The organism is Flagellimonas pelagia, assembly GCF_003584135.1.
In the GTDB taxonomy this organism is placed as follows: domain Bacteria; phylum Bacteroidota; class Bacteroidia; order Flavobacteriales; family Flavobacteriaceae; genus Flagellimonas; species Flagellimonas pelagia.
This window is the reverse complement of the sequence record NZ_QXFI01000025.1, coordinates 163,115-179,380: the sequence shown is the minus strand read 5'-3', so window position 1 is coordinate 179,380 and position 16,266 is coordinate 163,115. Positions and strand designations below refer to the sequence as shown.

At 40.0% G+C, this 16,266-nt stretch carries 14 protein-coding genes; all 14 read left to right on the top strand.

Features of this window, described 5'->3' with window-relative positions:
* Nucleotides 1–78 precede the first annotated feature (78 nt).
* The 14 genes from D2V05_RS09730 (at nt 79) to D2V05_RS09665 (ending at nt 15,329) form a co-directional block, all read left to right on the top strand.
* On the top strand, nt 79–948 hold the full coding sequence (locus D2V05_RS09730) for a M23 family metallopeptidase (RefSeq protein WP_119647394.1): 870 nt from the start codon (nt 79–81) through the stop codon (nt 946–948).
* Nucleotides 949–2,448 (top strand): GH3 auxin-responsive promoter family protein, encoded by a 1,500-nt coding sequence (locus D2V05_RS09725; protein ID WP_119647393.1) that lies wholly within the window; start codon nt 949–951, stop codon nt 2,446–2,448.
* A gap of 51 nt (nt 2,449–2,499) precedes the next feature.
* Nucleotides 2,500–4,188 (top strand): DUF6909 family protein, encoded by a 1,689-nt coding sequence (locus D2V05_RS09720; RefSeq protein ID WP_119647392.1) that lies wholly within the window; start codon nt 2,500–2,502, stop codon nt 4,186–4,188.
* A 3-nt stretch (nt 4,189–4,191) separates the two neighbouring features.
* Entirely contained in the window at nt 4,192–5,241 is a 1,050-nt protein-coding gene (locus D2V05_RS09715; RefSeq protein WP_119647391.1) for a hypothetical protein, read from the top strand.
* A gap of 76 nt (nt 5,242–5,317) precedes the next feature.
* The gene (gene rfbD / locus D2V05_RS09710) at nt 5,318–6,094 is read left to right on the top strand and encodes a dTDP-4-dehydrorhamnose reductase (protein ID WP_119647390.1); all 777 of its coding nucleotides are present in this window, start codon (nt 5,318–5,320) and stop codon (nt 6,092–6,094) included.
* 52 nt (nt 6,095–6,146) lie between these two features.
* Nucleotides 6,147–7,205, top strand: a complete 1,059-nt coding sequence (gene rfbB / locus D2V05_RS09705; protein ID WP_119647389.1) for a dTDP-glucose 4,6-dehydratase — start codon at nt 6,147–6,149, stop codon at nt 7,203–7,205.
* A gap of 11 nt (nt 7,206–7,216) precedes the next feature.
* On the top strand, nt 7,217–8,086 hold the full coding sequence (gene rfbA, locus D2V05_RS09700) for a glucose-1-phosphate thymidylyltransferase RfbA (protein ID WP_119647388.1): 870 nt from the start codon (nt 7,217–7,219) through the stop codon (nt 8,084–8,086).
* Nucleotides 8,086–8,625 (top strand): dTDP-4-dehydrorhamnose 3,5-epimerase, encoded by a 540-nt coding sequence (rfbC, locus tag D2V05_RS09695; RefSeq protein WP_119647387.1) that lies wholly within the window; start codon nt 8,086–8,088, stop codon nt 8,623–8,625. The genes rfbA and rfbC overlap by 1 nt, the downstream gene beginning before the upstream one ends.
* Before the next feature lie 42 nt (nt 8,626–8,667).
* Complete coding sequence (locus tag D2V05_RS09690; protein WP_147378264.1) at nt 8,668–9,231, top strand: hypothetical protein; 564 nt, start codon at nt 8,668–8,670, stop codon at nt 9,229–9,231.
* Between the two features lie 10 nt (nt 9,232–9,241).
* The gene (locus D2V05_RS09685; RefSeq protein ID WP_119647385.1) at nt 9,242–10,114 is read left to right on the top strand and encodes an N-acetylneuraminate synthase family protein; all 873 of its coding nucleotides are present in this window, start codon (nt 9,242–9,244) and stop codon (nt 10,112–10,114) included.
* A gap of 5 nt (nt 10,115–10,119) precedes the next feature.
* On the top strand, nt 10,120–11,277 hold the full coding sequence (locus D2V05_RS09680; RefSeq protein ID WP_119647384.1) for an acylneuraminate cytidylyltransferase: 1,158 nt from the start codon (nt 10,120–10,122) through the stop codon (nt 11,275–11,277).
* 47 nt (nt 11,278–11,324) lie between these two features.
* The gene (locus tag D2V05_RS09675; protein WP_183114815.1) at nt 11,325–12,500 is read left to right on the top strand and encodes a polysaccharide pyruvyl transferase family protein; all 1,176 of its coding nucleotides are present in this window, start codon (nt 11,325–11,327) and stop codon (nt 12,498–12,500) included.
* A gap of 22 nt (nt 12,501–12,522) precedes the next feature.
* The gene (locus D2V05_RS09670; RefSeq protein ID WP_119647382.1) at nt 12,523–13,962 is read left to right on the top strand and encodes a lipopolysaccharide biosynthesis protein; all 1,440 of its coding nucleotides are present in this window, start codon (nt 12,523–12,525) and stop codon (nt 13,960–13,962) included.
* A gap of 77 nt (nt 13,963–14,039) precedes the next feature.
* The gene (locus D2V05_RS09665) at nt 14,040–15,329 is read left to right on the top strand and encodes a hypothetical protein (RefSeq protein ID WP_147378263.1); all 1,290 of its coding nucleotides are present in this window, start codon (nt 14,040–14,042) and stop codon (nt 15,327–15,329) included.
* Nucleotides 15,330–16,266: the final 937 nt, after the last annotated feature.

Genomic DNA, 16,266 nt, shown 5'->3' with positions numbered 1-16,266 from the left:
TTAGAGCGAGTTGTAATTACGTGGGCTTTTTAAAAAGCTTAACATCAATATTAAAATCTAAGATTATCTTTGTTCATTATGGCAAAGGAGCAGAAGAAAAGAAAAGAGATAAGACGAAAGTTGTTACACAAGTACCGCTTGGTCATTCTCAATGAAAGTACTTTTGAGGAAAAGATATCGTTCAAGCTCAGCAGGCTCAATGTTTTTGTTACCGGAACCTTGTTCATCATTGTGCTGATCGGACTGACCACCCTGATCATTGCCTTTACCCCATTGCGAGAATACATCCCAGGGTACTCTTCCACTAAACTAAAGCGAGAGGCCACGGAACTTACCTATAAAACAGATTCCTTGGTAACCGTTCTTAATTATACCAACCGGTATTTGGACAATGTCCGAAAAGTGTTGCGGGGCGATGTGGAAAATAACCAACAAAACCGCGATTCCCTTTTTGAAAAATACAAGTTAGATCCGGCATCGGTAGATCTTACACCCATTCGTGAAGATTTATTGTTGCGCGAAGAAGTGGAACTGGAGGACAAATACAACCTGTTTGAAAGAAACGTGGAGAATTTGGGAACCTTGCTTTTTGCTCCGATTTCTGGAACTTTATCCCAAGGATTTGACCCCAAGACCAAACATTTCGCCGTTGATCTTGTGGCTCCCAAGGATACGCCGGTAAAATCCATTGCGGATGGCACGGTACTCTTTGCCGAATGGACCTCGGATACGGGATATGTGATCATCATAGAGCACCAAGAAGGTTTTACCTCAGTCTACAAGCACAACGGGTCGTTGACCAAGTCCCAGGGGGATCAGGTAAAGGCAGGTGAAGTGGTAGCATCTATCGGGAACACTGGAGAACTCACCACCGGGCCACATTTGCATTTTGAACTCTGGAGAAAAGGCAAACCCGTGGACCCCCAAAACTATATGGATTTTAATTAAATGTCGTTAAAAGCATTTGCTGCAAAAATTTTCGCCAATAGGATAGCCCAAAAGACTAAAAAATGGGTAGATAATCCTGTACAGACCCAGAACAAAGTTTTTAGGGGATTGATTGCAACGGCCCAAAAGACACAATTTGGAAAGGACCATGATTTTGTAAGTATCCATTCCCATGACGATTTTGTGCAACGGGTGCCCATCCGTGACTATGAAGAGATCAAGGATTATGTAAACAAGATAATCGAGGGTGCCCATGATGTCCTTTGGCCTGGAAAACCCCTTTATTTTGCAAAAACCTCTGGGACTACTTCTGGGGCCAAGTATATTCCCATTACCAAAGAATCCATCAAGCACCAGGTAGAGGCATCTCGCAATGCCATTCTCAATTACATTCACGAAACCGGCCATGCCGATTTTGTAGATGGCAAGATGATCTTTTTACAAGGGAGCCCCGAACTGGAAGAAAAGGGAAGCATCAAATTTGGAAGGCTTTCCGGAATTTCGGCCCATTATGTCCCCAATTATCTGCAAAAGAACCGTTTACCCAGTTGGGAAACCAACTGCATTGAGGACTGGGAAACCAAAGTGGACAAGATCGTTGAGGAGACCGAAAAGGAAAACATGACCGTGATTGCGGGGATTCCCTCTTGGGTACAGATGTATTTTGAAAAGCTCCATACCAAGTCAGGCAAAAAGGTGGGGGAGCTTTTTAAGGAATTCCAACTGTTCATTTATGGTGGGGTGAACTACGAACCCTATCGGGCCAAGTTCGAGAATTTGATCGGGAGAAAAGTAGACAGCATTGAACTGTTCCCTGCCAGCGAAGGATTTTTTGCGTACCAAGATTCCCAAAGGGAAAAAGGGATGCTCCTTTTGTTGGATTCAGGCATTTTTTACGAATTCATCAAGGCTGATGAATTTTTCAATGAAAGCCCGAAAAGGCTGACCATTTCCGAAGTGGAGCTTAATGTGGACTATGCCATGATCATCTCCACCAATGCTGGACTGTGGGCCTACAACATTGGAGATACCGTTCGGTTTATTTCCAGGGACCCTTATAAGATCATGGTTTCAGGGAGGATCAAACATTTTATTTCTGCTTTTGGGGAACATGTGATTGCCAAAGAAGTGGAAGAAGCCCTTAAGCTGGCCGTGGATGGGACCGATGCCTTGGTGAACGAATTCACGGTAGCTCCGCAGACCAGTCCAGAGAACGGGGAACTCCCCTATCACGAGTGGTTCATAGAATTTGAAAGAAAGCCTTCGGACATGCCCCAATTTTCAAGGATCATGGAAGAGAGCATGAAAAAGCAGAACAGCTACTATTATGATCTCATTGCCGGGAATATCCTTCAACCCTTAAAGATTACAATGATCAAACCAGGTGGCTTTCAGGATTATATGAAGAACCTGGGCAAACTGGGCGGCCAGAACAAGGTACAGCGCCTCTCCAACGACCGTAAAGTAGCCGATGGTTTGGGAGCCTTCAAAATTAGTTGAGCCGGAACCACCGTACTTTCGTAGGAATTCATTTATTTTTGCCAAGAAGTAATGATAGCAACAGAAGTAAAACAGACCACCAGGGCACAGGAGTCCACCAATGCTATTGAGCGATTGTACATCACCATGAGGCATTTGCTCAACAGGGGTTTTTACAAACCTTCCGGCGTATCAGGTAATGCCCTAAGGAGTGCACTTTTATTGTTACGCCCCGAAATTTATGGGACCATTGCCGAGGATAAGGCAGAACTCAACGGACTGATTTATGTGTTGGAACGACTACCGGAAGGCATTGAAGAATGCCGGTTTATCAATTTGACTTCAGACGAGGGATTTTCCAAATCCCATTTAAAGGCCATCGTTCCTCCCAAACGGCGCAGAAACTGTTATCGCATTGATGATGAACAGATGAACATCGAGATTACCCGGGGCCGCAGTGATATTTACGACATCCTTACCCACCTTACCTTTTTGTTCATCGAATCCGGGAAAATATGCAAAAGGGTCCTTGTGGATGGTGGTAGTGCCACCATTCGGGATTGGGACAAGCTTACAGAGTTTGTCTTGAGTGAGGAAAAGAATGATGATGATCGGGAAGTCGCCTTGATTCATGCCGCCAATATTTTGGGCAGGACCTTTGATGAGGTCGGGGATATACAGAACAAGCTCAAAACCCCTGAAGATCCGGATCGGTTCCTGAACGTGATCTATTGGTTAGGCAAATTGGCCCTTGAAGAGGAAACCACGGGCAATAAAAGGACCATCACTTTCAGTCCTTTGTTGAGGGAGCGTTTGGGACACCACCTCCATGGCGAGAAATGGGCCCAAACCATCAAACAGACCCTTAAGGAAAAGGGCCTGCTGGAAAGACCATTGCATATCATCAGCGCCAACATGCACAGTGTCATGAATTCCCTTTTTGCAAAAAAAGCATTGGCTAAGGAGTTTCCTGAAAGTAATTCCCTAAAGATTTATGAGGCCTTAAGTTCGGAAAAGAACAAGAAGCTCAATGAAAAGGTAAAGAACGTTGCAGAAAAGAACGGGATGATCTTTATGGATGATAAATCGGGAACCAATATTGACATTCAAATTTTTGATACGGCAAAATTTGGCAAGGACACGTGTTGCTATGAATTGCCCGAAAACATGCCACAGGAACAAAAACCCGTTATATTTGTGATGGACTACGCCTTTGGGGAGCAGGCATATGAGACCATTGATGAGTTGTTGAAACCACTGGAAGAGGATGGAGAAAAATATTTTTTGACCGTGGATTCATTGTCCATCATGGGCAAGGCCGGCATATTGGAAGGTGGCAAAGGCGATCTCATGATTCCATCGGCACATATTTTTGAAGGCACAGCGGACAACTATCCGTTCAACAACGAATTGAGTGCTTCCGATTTTGAAGGCAATGGACTGAAAGTTTTGGAGGGTACCATGGTGACCGTGTTGGGGACATCGTTGCAGAACAAGGATGTGCTCAAGTTCTTTCACGAATCCACATGGAACGTGATCGGTTTGGAAATGGAAGGTGTTCACTACCAAAAGGCGATACAATCGGCGTCCCGGATCAGAAAGAGCATTAAAAAGGATGTTAAGGTAAGATATGCTTATTATGCGTCGGACAATCCCTTGGAAACAGGGAGTACCTTGGCTTCTGGCGGATTGGGAACAACAGGGGTAAAACCCACCTATTTGATTACGGACAGGATTTTAAAACAGATATTCAATTCATAAGGTATGGCAGACCAACCAGTAAATCAGAATACATCGGATGAAATAGATTTGGGACAACTGTTTCAGATGATAGGAAGGGGCTTTCAGAGGGTCTTCAATTTTATTGGCAGCATTTTTAAGGGCATTTTCCATGTGCTGATGTTATTCTTGTTGTTCATTCAGAAAAACATAATAGTTATAGGGACGGCATTGGTCATTGGAGCGATTGGGGGGTATGTGTTGGATACTATCCTGCCCGAAAAGTATATCTCCAAAATGGTGGTGGAGCCGAACTTTAATAGTGTTCAGCAGCTCTATAACAATATTGCTTTCTATGACGATTTGGCGAAAGCTAATGACTCTGTGGCCTTGGCAACGGCATTGAACATTACTGAACATGAAGCGGCAAGTATTAAAGAAGTCTATGCGGATTCCTATTCGGACGAGAACCAAAAGATCAAATTGTTCGATGAATTTGTGAGGGAGTTGGATACCACCACCATCAAGACCATAGATTTTGAGAATTATTTGAAAAACTTCAATTCCTTGGACGCAAGGTTCCATCAGATATCCGTAATCAGCACAGATAATAGGGTGGCCAAAAAAATGCAGCCTGCAATCATCAATTCCATTTCAGTAAATGGGTATTTTAAGCTACAAAAGAGGATAAACGATGAAAACCTTGCGCTTCAGGATTCCATTTACAGACAGCAATTGGTCGAGATAGATTCCTTACAAAGCCTATATCGTACCGTATTGGTGAAAGAAGCGGAAAAGCCCATGCAAGGAACCAGTATCAACATGGCAGAAAACGGAGAATCCCAGAACAGGGAATTGGCTTTGGTACAAGAGCGGGATGTTTTAAAGCAACGTTTGGTGGAACTGAACAAGGATAGGGCCAACAAGTCGTCCATTATCAACGTGATCAGCGATTTTCCAACTAGGGGTGTTGAGCAAAAAGGACTTTTAAAAAGCTATAAGTTTAAACTACCCATGGCGTTGTTGGCCCTTGTAATTTTTGTCTTGACGCTTCTGGAACTTAATAAGTACTTGAAGACTTATACAAAGCCATAATCTTTATGATTTTGGGTAACCGATTCATTTCTCTACAACTTCATTTACACAATGAATTAATGTTTTATCCTTAGCAATGAAAAAGGTGGTTGTAACTGGAGCAGGAGGACAATTGGGTAAGACATTAAAAGAGCTTGCACCTAAATTTTATGGTTATCATTTTGATTTTAAGACTTCGCAGGATTTGGATATTACCAAAAAAGAGGACCTTGATGAAGTGTTGGGAAATGGGGGTTATGATTACTGTATAAACTGTGCGGCCTATACCAATGTGGAACAAGCGGAGAAGACTCCCAGGCTTGCATTTGCAGTGAATGCAGAAGGAGTAAAAAATTTGGCCAAGGCTTGTAAGGATAATGGAGCTGTTTTAATACATATTTCAACCGATTATGTGTTTGATGGCAAGAAAAAAGGTCCATATACCATTAAAGACGAAACCAATCCCATCAACGAGTATGGAAATTCCAAACTCAAAGGGGAGCAGTATATCAAGGAGTTATTGGAGAAGTATTACATCTTAAGGACCTCATGGCTTTACAGTAAAAAGTATGGGCATAATTTTTACAGAACCATTGTAAAAAGAGCATCCGAAGGGCAAGACCTTCATATTACCGATGAACAAATAGGCTGCCCCACTAATACGGAATCCTTGGTCGGGTTCATCACCGAAAACCTTCTAAATGAAGAAAAGCCTTTCGGCATCTATCATGTTACTGATGGCAAACCCATGACATGGTATGATTTTGCAGAACAAATTCTGAAAGAAAACGGCTTGACGCACAAGGTGAACCTTGTTCTGGATAGGAAATATCGTACTTTCGCAAAAAGACCTATAAACAGCGTAATCGTTTAAATTAAAGACTCCCCCAATTTTAATCAAACATAAGGCCTTTGAAATCATACCAATGAACAAATTCAAAAACAAAAAAATATTGATTACAGGCGGCGCAGGCTTTATTGGGTCTCATGTGGTCAGACAGTTTGTGGGCAAATACGCTAACTATCAAATTTTCAACTTGGATGCTCTTACTTATGCCGGCAACCTTGAAAATCTAAAGGATGTAGAAAATGCCCCTAATTATACTTTTCTAAAAGGTGACATCACTGATTCAGATTTCATTGATGAACTTTTCCACAATAAAAAATTTGACGGGGTAATTCATTTGGCCGCTGAATCGCATGTGGATAGATCCATTTCTGATCCATTGTCGTTCGTGCGAACAAACGTATTGGGTACTGTCAATTTATTGAATGCTTCTGTAAAATTGGCGAAGGAAAACCCAAATTTCCGCTTTTATCATATAAGCACAGATGAAGTATACGGGACATTGGGAGAGTCTGGCTTTTTCACCGAAACAACCCCTTATAGCCCCAATTCACCTTATTCCGCGTCCAAGGCAAGTTCAGATCATTTCGTAAGGGCATATGGTGAAACTTACGGACTGTCGTATGTGATTTCCAATTGTTCCAATAATTATGGACCAAACCATTTTCCCGAAAAGTTGATACCCCTTTTCATAAACAATATCATAAATAAAAACCCACTACCAGTATATGGCGATGGTAATTATACGCGTGATTGGCTTTATGTAAAAGACCATGCAAGGGCGATAGATTTGATATATCATAAAGGCAAAAATGGCGAGACCTATAATATTGGGGGTTTCAACGAGTGGAAAAACATTGACCTTGTAAAAGTGTTGTGCCGCTTAATGGATAAGAAACTTAAAAGGGAGGGAGGCACTTCGGAACAATTGATAACCTTTATCAAGGATCGGCCAGGGCACGACCTGCGCTATGCAATCGATGCCACAAAGATCAACAAAGAGCTTGGTTGGAAACCATCTGTGACATTCGAGGAAGGACTTGAGCTCACAATAGACTGGTATTTTGATAACCGGGAATGGTTGGAGCATGTAACCTCTGGAGATTATAAAACATACTACAAAACGCAATATCAATAAATATTTTTTAAATGAAAGGAATCATTTTGGCAGGAGGCTCAGGAACCAGATTGCATCCCTTGACCCTTTCTGTGAGCAAGCAGTTAATGCCCATTTATGACAAACCGATGATTTATTATCCCCTATCCACTTTGATGTATTCGGGGATAAGGGAAATTTTGATCATCTCCACTCCAAAAGACCTGCCATTGTTCCAGGAACTCATGGGAGACGGGAAAAAGTATGGATGTTCCTTTTCATATGCCATTCAAGAAGCCCCGAATGGGTTGGCGGAAGCATTTATCATCGGAGAAAAATTTATTGGAAGTGAAAAAGTGGCGTTGATTCTTGGAGATAACATTTTCTACGGTACGGGCCTGGCCAAATTGTTACAATCTAACAACGACCCACAGGGTGGTGTCATTTATGCCTATCGCGTACATGATCCGGAACGCTATGGGGTTGTAGAGTTTGATGATGAAGGAAAGGCCATCAGTATTGAGGAAAAACCTGCAGTGCCCAAGTCCAATTTTGCCGTGCCCGGAATTTATTTTTATGATAACGAGGTAGTTGCCATAGCCAAGAATATAAAACCTAGCCCAAGGGGAGAACTGGAAATTACCGATGTCAACAAAGAATATTTAAAAAGGGGAACGCTCAATGTTAGTATTTTAGACAGGGGTACCGCTTGGTTGGACACCGGAACCTTTCAATCGTTAATGCAGGCCTCACAATTTGTTGAGGTCATCGAAGAGAGGCAGGGCCTAAAAATAGGGGCTATTGAGGCGGCTGCCTTTGAAATGGGGTATATTGACAAAGAACAGTTCAAGGCATTGGCACAACCACTGATGAAGAGTGGGTACGGTAAAAACCTATTGGGCATTTTGAATAAGGAAGATTGATGAAAGTAACTGAAACCAAACTTAAGGGCTGCTTTATCATTGAACCAAACGTTTTTAAGGATGAAAGAGGCTATTTTTTTGAAAGTTTTAATCATAAGAACTTTTGTGAGGCGATAGGTCAAGAAGTAACTTTTGTGCAGGACAATCAATCCCATTCAAAAAAAGGAGTTTTAAGAGGACTTCATTTTCAAAAAGGAGAACATGCCCAGGCAAAGCTTGTCTGTGTTTTGGATGGTAACGTATTGGATGTGGCGGTCGATTTGCGTGAGGATTCTCCAACATATGGGCAATATGTGTCAATTGAGTTGTCAAGCGAGAACAAGAAACAATTGTTTGTCCCAAGAGGTTTTGCACATGGGTTTGTGGTGTTGAGCGATACCGCCCATTTTTTTTATAAATGTGACAACTATTACAATAAAGCATCCGAAGGTGGGGTTAAATATGACGACCCATTCCTTGGTATTGATTGGCGATTGGGTGATTTTGACCCAATAGTTTCAAAAAAGGATTTAGAACTTAAACGGTTAAAACACATCTGATTTTAGTCTTTTTAACGTTGTCCCTTAAAAAATATGGATTTAATGACGAATAGAAATTTGCAAGTTTTTAGGGAGGTTAAAATACCATTGATTATTCCCTTAATTTTACTTTGTGTTTCTTGCACGGAATTTAGTGCTGATAAGGCCATGAAAAATCAATATGATGACTCCAAGGGTCTTTTTATTGCAATGCACGTGATAATTCCCGAAGAAGAGGAAGTGAGTCTCATGTATTTGTCCAAAGACATCAATAAATGGAGTCCGGATGCCCTTATTAAAAAAAAAATCAATGGAAAGGATTATGTGCAGGTGGTAAGTTTCCAATTGCAAAAAGGAGTGGTCCCAACCAAATTACGAATCGACTTGGGGTCGAATAAAAATATTAATGAAATAGATTTATATAAACTCGTATTGAGGAATGCAAATTTTGAGATTGAAATAAATAGAGACTTGATTTATAAGTATTTTGTGTTTAATAAGTATGTTGATAAAGATTCCATATATCCAAAGCTTTCGTTGTCCGAACAAAATGGAATATATGATCCAATAATGGTGAGTACCGATTACTTTGAGAAATTGATGATTAAAAAATTAAATTTAAATTAAAATCTGAATAATGAATTACGAGAAACCAAAGGTAATAGCAGAAATTGGCTGTAATCACAAAGGTGAATTTGATATAGCAATTGAATTATTGGACCTTGCAAAATTATGCGGTGCAGATGTAGCAAAGTTTCAAAAGCGAAACAACAAGGAGTTGTTAACCGAAGAACAGTACAATGCGCCACACCCTAATCCCAGAAATTCGTATGGAGACACTTATGGTGCACATAGGGAGTATTTGGAGTTTGATGTTGAACAACACCGCGGATTAAAAACGCATTGCGAAAAAATTGGCTTGGAATATTCGACTTCGGTTTGGGATACCACCTCGGCTCGTGAAATGATTACGATTGATCCTTCTTTGTTGAAAGTGCCCTCGGCGTGTAACAACAATTTTGAGATGTTGAAGGTATTGAGGGACGAGTACAATGGTGAAGTGCATCTCTCATTTGGAATGACCACAAAGGAGGAAGAGGCTAAGGTAGTGGAGTTTTTTGAGGAGACCGATCAGGCGAAAGACCGTTTGGTTATCTACTCCTGTACTTCAGGCTATCCAGTTCCATTTGAAGATGTTTGTTTGCTTGAGATTAAAAGATTGCATGAAACATATGGAGATCGAGTTAAAATGATTGGATTTTCCGGGCATCATTTGGGTATTGCCATAGACAATGCGGCCTACACCTTGGGAGCATTCTGGGTTGAAAGACATTTTACCAAGGACAGAACTTGGAAAGGAACCGACCATGCAGCTTCCCTGGAGCCCGCAGGACTTAGAAAACTATGCAGGGACCTTAATGCCACCCATAAGGCGCTGACCTATAAGCAAGAGGACATTCTGGGAATTGAACAGGTACAAAGGGACAAATTGAAATATAAAAAGGTCTAAATTTAATGGTCATAGCATTTATTCCCGTCAGGGGTGGCAGCAAATCGATTCCACTTAAAAACATAAAGCCCTTTTGCGGTATGCCATTGGTTTATTGGACCGCAAAGGCCGCCTCAGATAGTTTAGGTATTGATAAGGTGATAGTTGCTACTGACAGTGATAAAATTTCCGAAAAGGTTAAGGGGCTGAACATACCAAAATTGTCCATTTACAAAAGATCGGATGAAAACGCCAGGGATGAATCGTCAACCGAATCGGTTCTATTGGAATATTTTTTCTCTGATGCGACCATTTCGGAGGAAGATGATATTGTTTTGATTCAGGCCACCTCCCCTTTGCTTATTGCCAATGATTTGAAAAATGGTTTGGAGATATATGGAGAGGGAAAAAGTTATGACTCGGTTCTGTCATGTGTCCGATTCAAAAGATTCTTTTGGAATTCGGATGGCAGCCCCATTAATTATGAGTACGAAAAAAGACCTAGGAGACAGGAATTTGATGGCACATTGATGGAAAACGGGGCATTTTATATAAACAAGGTCAAAAATATTGTGAGAGATAAGAACCGATTGAGCGGGAAGGTTGGGATATGTGAAATGCCGGAGTATACGTTCGGTGAGCTTGATGAAGAGCATGACTGGTTGCAGATGGAAGGATTGATGAGGAAACATATCCTTAAAAGCCAAAATATAAAGGAAATCAAACTTTTGATTTCCGATGTTGACGGGGTTTTGACAGATGCAGGGATGTATTATTCTGAGAACGGAGACGAATTGAAAAAGTTCAACACCCGTGATGGAATGGGATTTGAACTTGCTAGGAAAGCCGGCTTGAAAACAGCCATTATTACCTCGGAGAACACAAAAATTGTGGAGCGCAGAGCTGCAAAAATGAAAGTGGATTTTTTAACACAGGGGGCTAAACATGGCGGAAAACTCAATGCCGCCTCGGCCATTTGCGAAGAACTGGGGTTTACGCTTGATCAGGTAGCATATATAGGCGATGATATTAATTGCTATGAACTGTTGTCCGAAGTTGGTATTGCTGCATGTCCGCAAGACGCTAGTGAGACAATAAAAAGCATTCCCAATATTTATGTTTTGGACAAAAAAGGTGGTTCTGGAGTGGTACGGGAATTTATTGATAAGGTATTGATCCGATGAGCATAAATCCAACACGAATCAAAAACATATTGCTTAACCTTTTTTCATTGGCTTTTTTGTCCATGGTTTTCTTGGCGATGGACATGTTGAGAGGTAAAATCCGCCCAAAGGGAAAGATACAGAAAGTAGCTTGGTTTGGGGCATACGGCAATGGAAATCTAGGGGATGATCTGATTTTTTATTCTTTGAAAAGAATTTTTAAAGACCAGAATTTTGACATAGCACTGTCCATTCGTGATTTTGACAGGTTGAAATGTTATGGCACAAAGGTCTTTTTGAAAGGGGAACAGTTTTATGACTTTTGGAAATACATCAAACAAATTAAGACTGCTGATGCCATTTTTTTGGGCGGAGGCGGTTTGTTTGAATATTATTACACAAGTAAGCAGGCCTATCGAATGATTATGATTTATCTGTGCCCTCTTATGCTTGCCAAAATATTTGGAAAGCCGAGTTATGTTTTGGGAATGGGCGTCAATAAAGAACAAATAGATCATCCAATAATCAGGTTTCTTTATAGAAAAACATTAAGCAGTTGCCAAGTTATTGTTACAAGGGACCAAAAATCAAAAAATGGATTGGTGAACAACCATGTTATAACACAAATATTGGTTGCCTATGACCCAGTACTTAGCCTAGATTTCAACAAATATCAAGCATCAAAAAAGGAAGGGCATACAAAACCAAAAATCGGATTTTTGTTGTGGCCTTACTTTTTGTGGCCCCATTTTTATAAAAACTCAGAACAGATTGGCAATGAAAAAAGAGAGCAACATTCAAAATTTAAAGAGAAAATCAGAACAATAATTGATGTATTGAAAGATACTCATGATCTGCATTTTTTGACCTTTCATTTTAGTGATACACTTTTATATGAAGAAATGGGCGTGTCCTTTTCCCAAAACGCCAGTCTAATGGAATTTGTCAAAAAAACACGATCAATGGATATGATGGTTACCATGAGATACCATGGCCAAATAATGTCATTATTGTTTGAAAAACCCATCATTTCAATTAGTGTTCAGCAGAAAATGGATGCCCTGGCAAAGAATTATGACATCAATGAATATAACCATGATGTTTCGGATTTTGACCCCTTAAAGGTAGTCGATCAAGTTTATGGGGTTCTTGGCAATATCCAGCCCCACAAAACCAAAATCAAAGAAAACAACCAAATAATCAAGAGTAAGATTGTAGAAGTTTATAAAGGAGTGCAGTTTTAATTTTGGCGAAACATCTTAAAGAATGAGCCGAACATTGTTCAAAAATTTCTCTCTGTATGCGATCGGTCAGTTTCTGACCCAATTGCTTTCAATTATAATGTTGCCATTGTACCTGCGATATTTGAACGTGGAGGATTATGGAATCGTTGCCTCTATGATGGCAGCGGCAACATTTTTTAATGCAATAATGCAAATGGGGGCCGGTCCCACAATAATGAGATTTTATTACGATTTTGGAGATGACCCTGAAGGCTTTAAGTCTTTTTTTTCGTCCGTACTTTGTTTCAATCTTATTGCAAATATTGTTTTAGTGGCAATTCTTTTAATCTTTCAGGATGCTTTTTTCGGATTTATTTTACCAGGGGTCAATATTGACAAGTATGTATTGTATGTGGTCCTTTACAGTTTTTTGTTTGCTTTCCCGGTTTTGAACCTTGCACTGTTTAGGGTCGAATCGAAACCGCTGAAGTTCCTTTATTTCAATTTGTTCCAATTTGCCCTCACCTTTCTATGTATATTTTATTTGGTTGTCTTGAGTGAAAAAGGGGCATTGGGAAAGATACAGGGAGAATTTTATGCAAGGATTCCTTTGTTCGTTATCGGCTTTTTTCTTTTCAAAAAATACCTGAATCCAAAAGGGGTTTCGCTCCACCATATCAAGAGCTTTTTAAAATATGGGTTTCCACTTATGCTCCAAGCGCTTCTTTGGTGGGCACTGTATAAAATGGATTATTTTTTAATAAACAGGTACTTGGGCAATGAAGGCGTTGGAGTGTTCAATGTCGGCTTTCAATTGTCCTATATCCTCATTACAGTGGGTATTTCATTTTCGTTGGCATGGACACCGTATTTCTTTTCCATTGCAAAAAAGAAATCAACAGCAAAATTCTACGGAAGGATCGTGCCACATTTTTTGGTCCTTCTGATTGTTCTCGGAACATGCATTCTTATTTTTGTGAAGGATGTACTTATATTTATGGATGCCCAAGAGTATTTCCTCGTGTTAAGTTTTCTACCCTTTTTAATTGTTGGTGGCATTTTTCAATCAGGTTATTATATGATTCAACAGTTGTTACTCTTTACAAAAAAGACAAAATATGTTCCCATACTTCTGGGCACTGGATTGGTTCTCACTTTTATTTCTGAGTTTGTGGGGTTGCAAATAGCACAATTGGACGGCCTAAGTATGGCCAAAGCAGCTGGTTTTGTTTTGATATTTTTGTCGACCTTGTTGTTTGGCATGAAATACTATAAGATTTATTTTGAGCGACGAAAAGTACTGTTTGCGCTGCTCATGGCCTCTTTCAATGCTTTTTTCATATTTTACATGGACCTGATGGAGTCCGGCAATTTTCCCCCCAAGAGCCTTTTAATTGTCCTTAATGTGATCGCAATAGTTTTTTTTGGGTACTTCTCCAAGGAGGAAAAAAAGGAGATAGGATATTTATTAAGAAATAGATGATGAACATTTGTTTTGTAGCAAATTTTTTTAAGACCTACTTTTTTGAGGGGGTGGCAAACAAGTTGAAAAATGAAGGTATGGAGATTTACTGGATTTGTTTCGACCAAGAGCAGTTTGACCATCTTAGCAATATTTATTCGAAAGGCAATTGTTTGTTGCTGTCGATGGGGGTCATCAAAAAAGAAGCGGAGCCATTGGCCGATTTTAAATTGAATGAATTAGTGATGGGCGACAGGTTTTTGAGACACCAACAGGATTGGGCCTTTGATTATTTGAAGAGCATACAACCTCTGGCATATAATTTTGTTAAGGAAAAAGGATTAAAATTTGTTTTTGGCGAAATAACACATGCACACGAAATCCTGCTTTATAGAATGCTGAAGATGTTCAAGGAGTTGAAATGTAAATATTTACATCCTCAATCGGTAAGGATTCCAAACAAAAGGTTTTTGTTTCTCGAAGATGAGTTTCAGTCCAAGGTATGTGGAGAACACTTGATTTTAAACAAGGAGTGGGAGAGTGAATGGAAAATAGTTGAGGCGGTTCGCCCAAGAAGGGTTGCCCAAGTGGACAAGGAGGTCAAGAATGAACTTTCATTCAGTGGTAGGTTGAAACGACTTTCAAATTTTTTCACAAATTCAAACATCAAATCTGATTTGCCAAGTGTGGTACACAACAAAACAAAGAGATCCCTCATTGCCGTTGTACAAGAATTGAACAAGTTCATGTATCGATTTGTGAAAACAGATAGTTTTGAAGTTATACAGGATAAGAAATATGTTCTCTACACCCTACACATGCAACCTGAGGCATCCGTAGATGTGGTCGGCGCATATTATGATAATCAACTTAAAAACATCATCAACATTTGGAGAATTCTGCCCGATGATTGGTTTATCGTTATCAAGGAACATTCAAATGCCATTGGTAACAGGTCTCCAAAGTTCTTCAAAAGCTTTAAGACGCTTAGGAATTCAATTTTGTTACATGAAAGGGTCGATTCCCACAAGATAATCGAAAATGCACAGGCGATTTTCACTGTTTCCGGTACAATAGCCTATGAAGCGGCCCTTAAGGGCAAAATGGCCTTTACCTTTGCCGATATTTTTTTCAACAAGTTGAAAAACTGCACAAAAATTTCCATTGAAACTTTCAGGGCAATTGAAAACTTCGATGATCTGATTCAAATGGCAAAGAGGGCAAATGAAGGTAAAATGTCAATTGAAGATTATTCGGCATATATTTATAAGATAAGTTTTAAAGGAATAGTGGATGCACCATTAAATTCCGAAGATTGGGCAGATGAGGCCAATTTTGAAACGGTATCCAGGTCGTTTGTTTCATTCATAAACGCAATTGATGAATAAAGTCTTAAAAATCAATGCAATTGGGTTTACTGCTTTTTTGGTGGTTCTCTGTTTGTTGTTCAATGGTGTCACAATCGCCAATTTGGGTTTTAATTTGAGACCAATACATATTCTTTTGCCTTGGCTGGCAATAATGGCGGCATTATTTCCCAAAAAACTGCTTGGCTCATCATTGGTTGTGTTTTTGAGACAAAGACCAACGTATTTGTTCATGGCATATTTGGCAATTCCAATAGTGCTATATGTTGGGCCAAATTCATTGAAACTGTTGGCCGGAATTTTTTTCAATGTATTCTTGGCGCTCCTTTTTTATGGAATTTTCAAAGACCGATCGATTTCATTGACCTCACTGTTTAAAATGGCATATTACAGTACAGTCTTTTTAGCCGGCGTAATGGTCTTACAGTTTTTTTTGAGCGCATTGGGCATATACAAACCGCATATGTACGGGATAGATGGGTTTTTCCTTCTCGGGAGGCCGGCTGCATTTTTTGGAGACCCAGGGTGGCTTGCATATTGGATAATACTGTTCAGTCTGCTTGTTTATTATTTTTATCGAATCGGCAGGTTAAATGTCACTTCGTTTTACTTTTTTCTATTTCTTCTTTTGTTGGCTGTTTTTATTAATCAATCCAGGGTTACACTTTTATTTTTATTGGTGAACTACTTTTTGGTCGTGCTCAAAAATAAAACGGAACGCAAGTTTTTTTTTGGATTTTTCTCTCCTTGATGGGCCTGGTTTTGGTCGTACTTTTATATTTGGGTGTCATTTCCCTCCCAAGAAACTTGTATTATGATATTATAAATTTTGACGCAAATCCCAGGATATATGACGCCCGCCTGATTCTGGAAGAATATGTTAAATCAGGAAGGTTATGGTTCGGGAATGGTTTGGGGTCCTTAAGTAGACTTAGCGATATTTATCCTTGGCGGACCT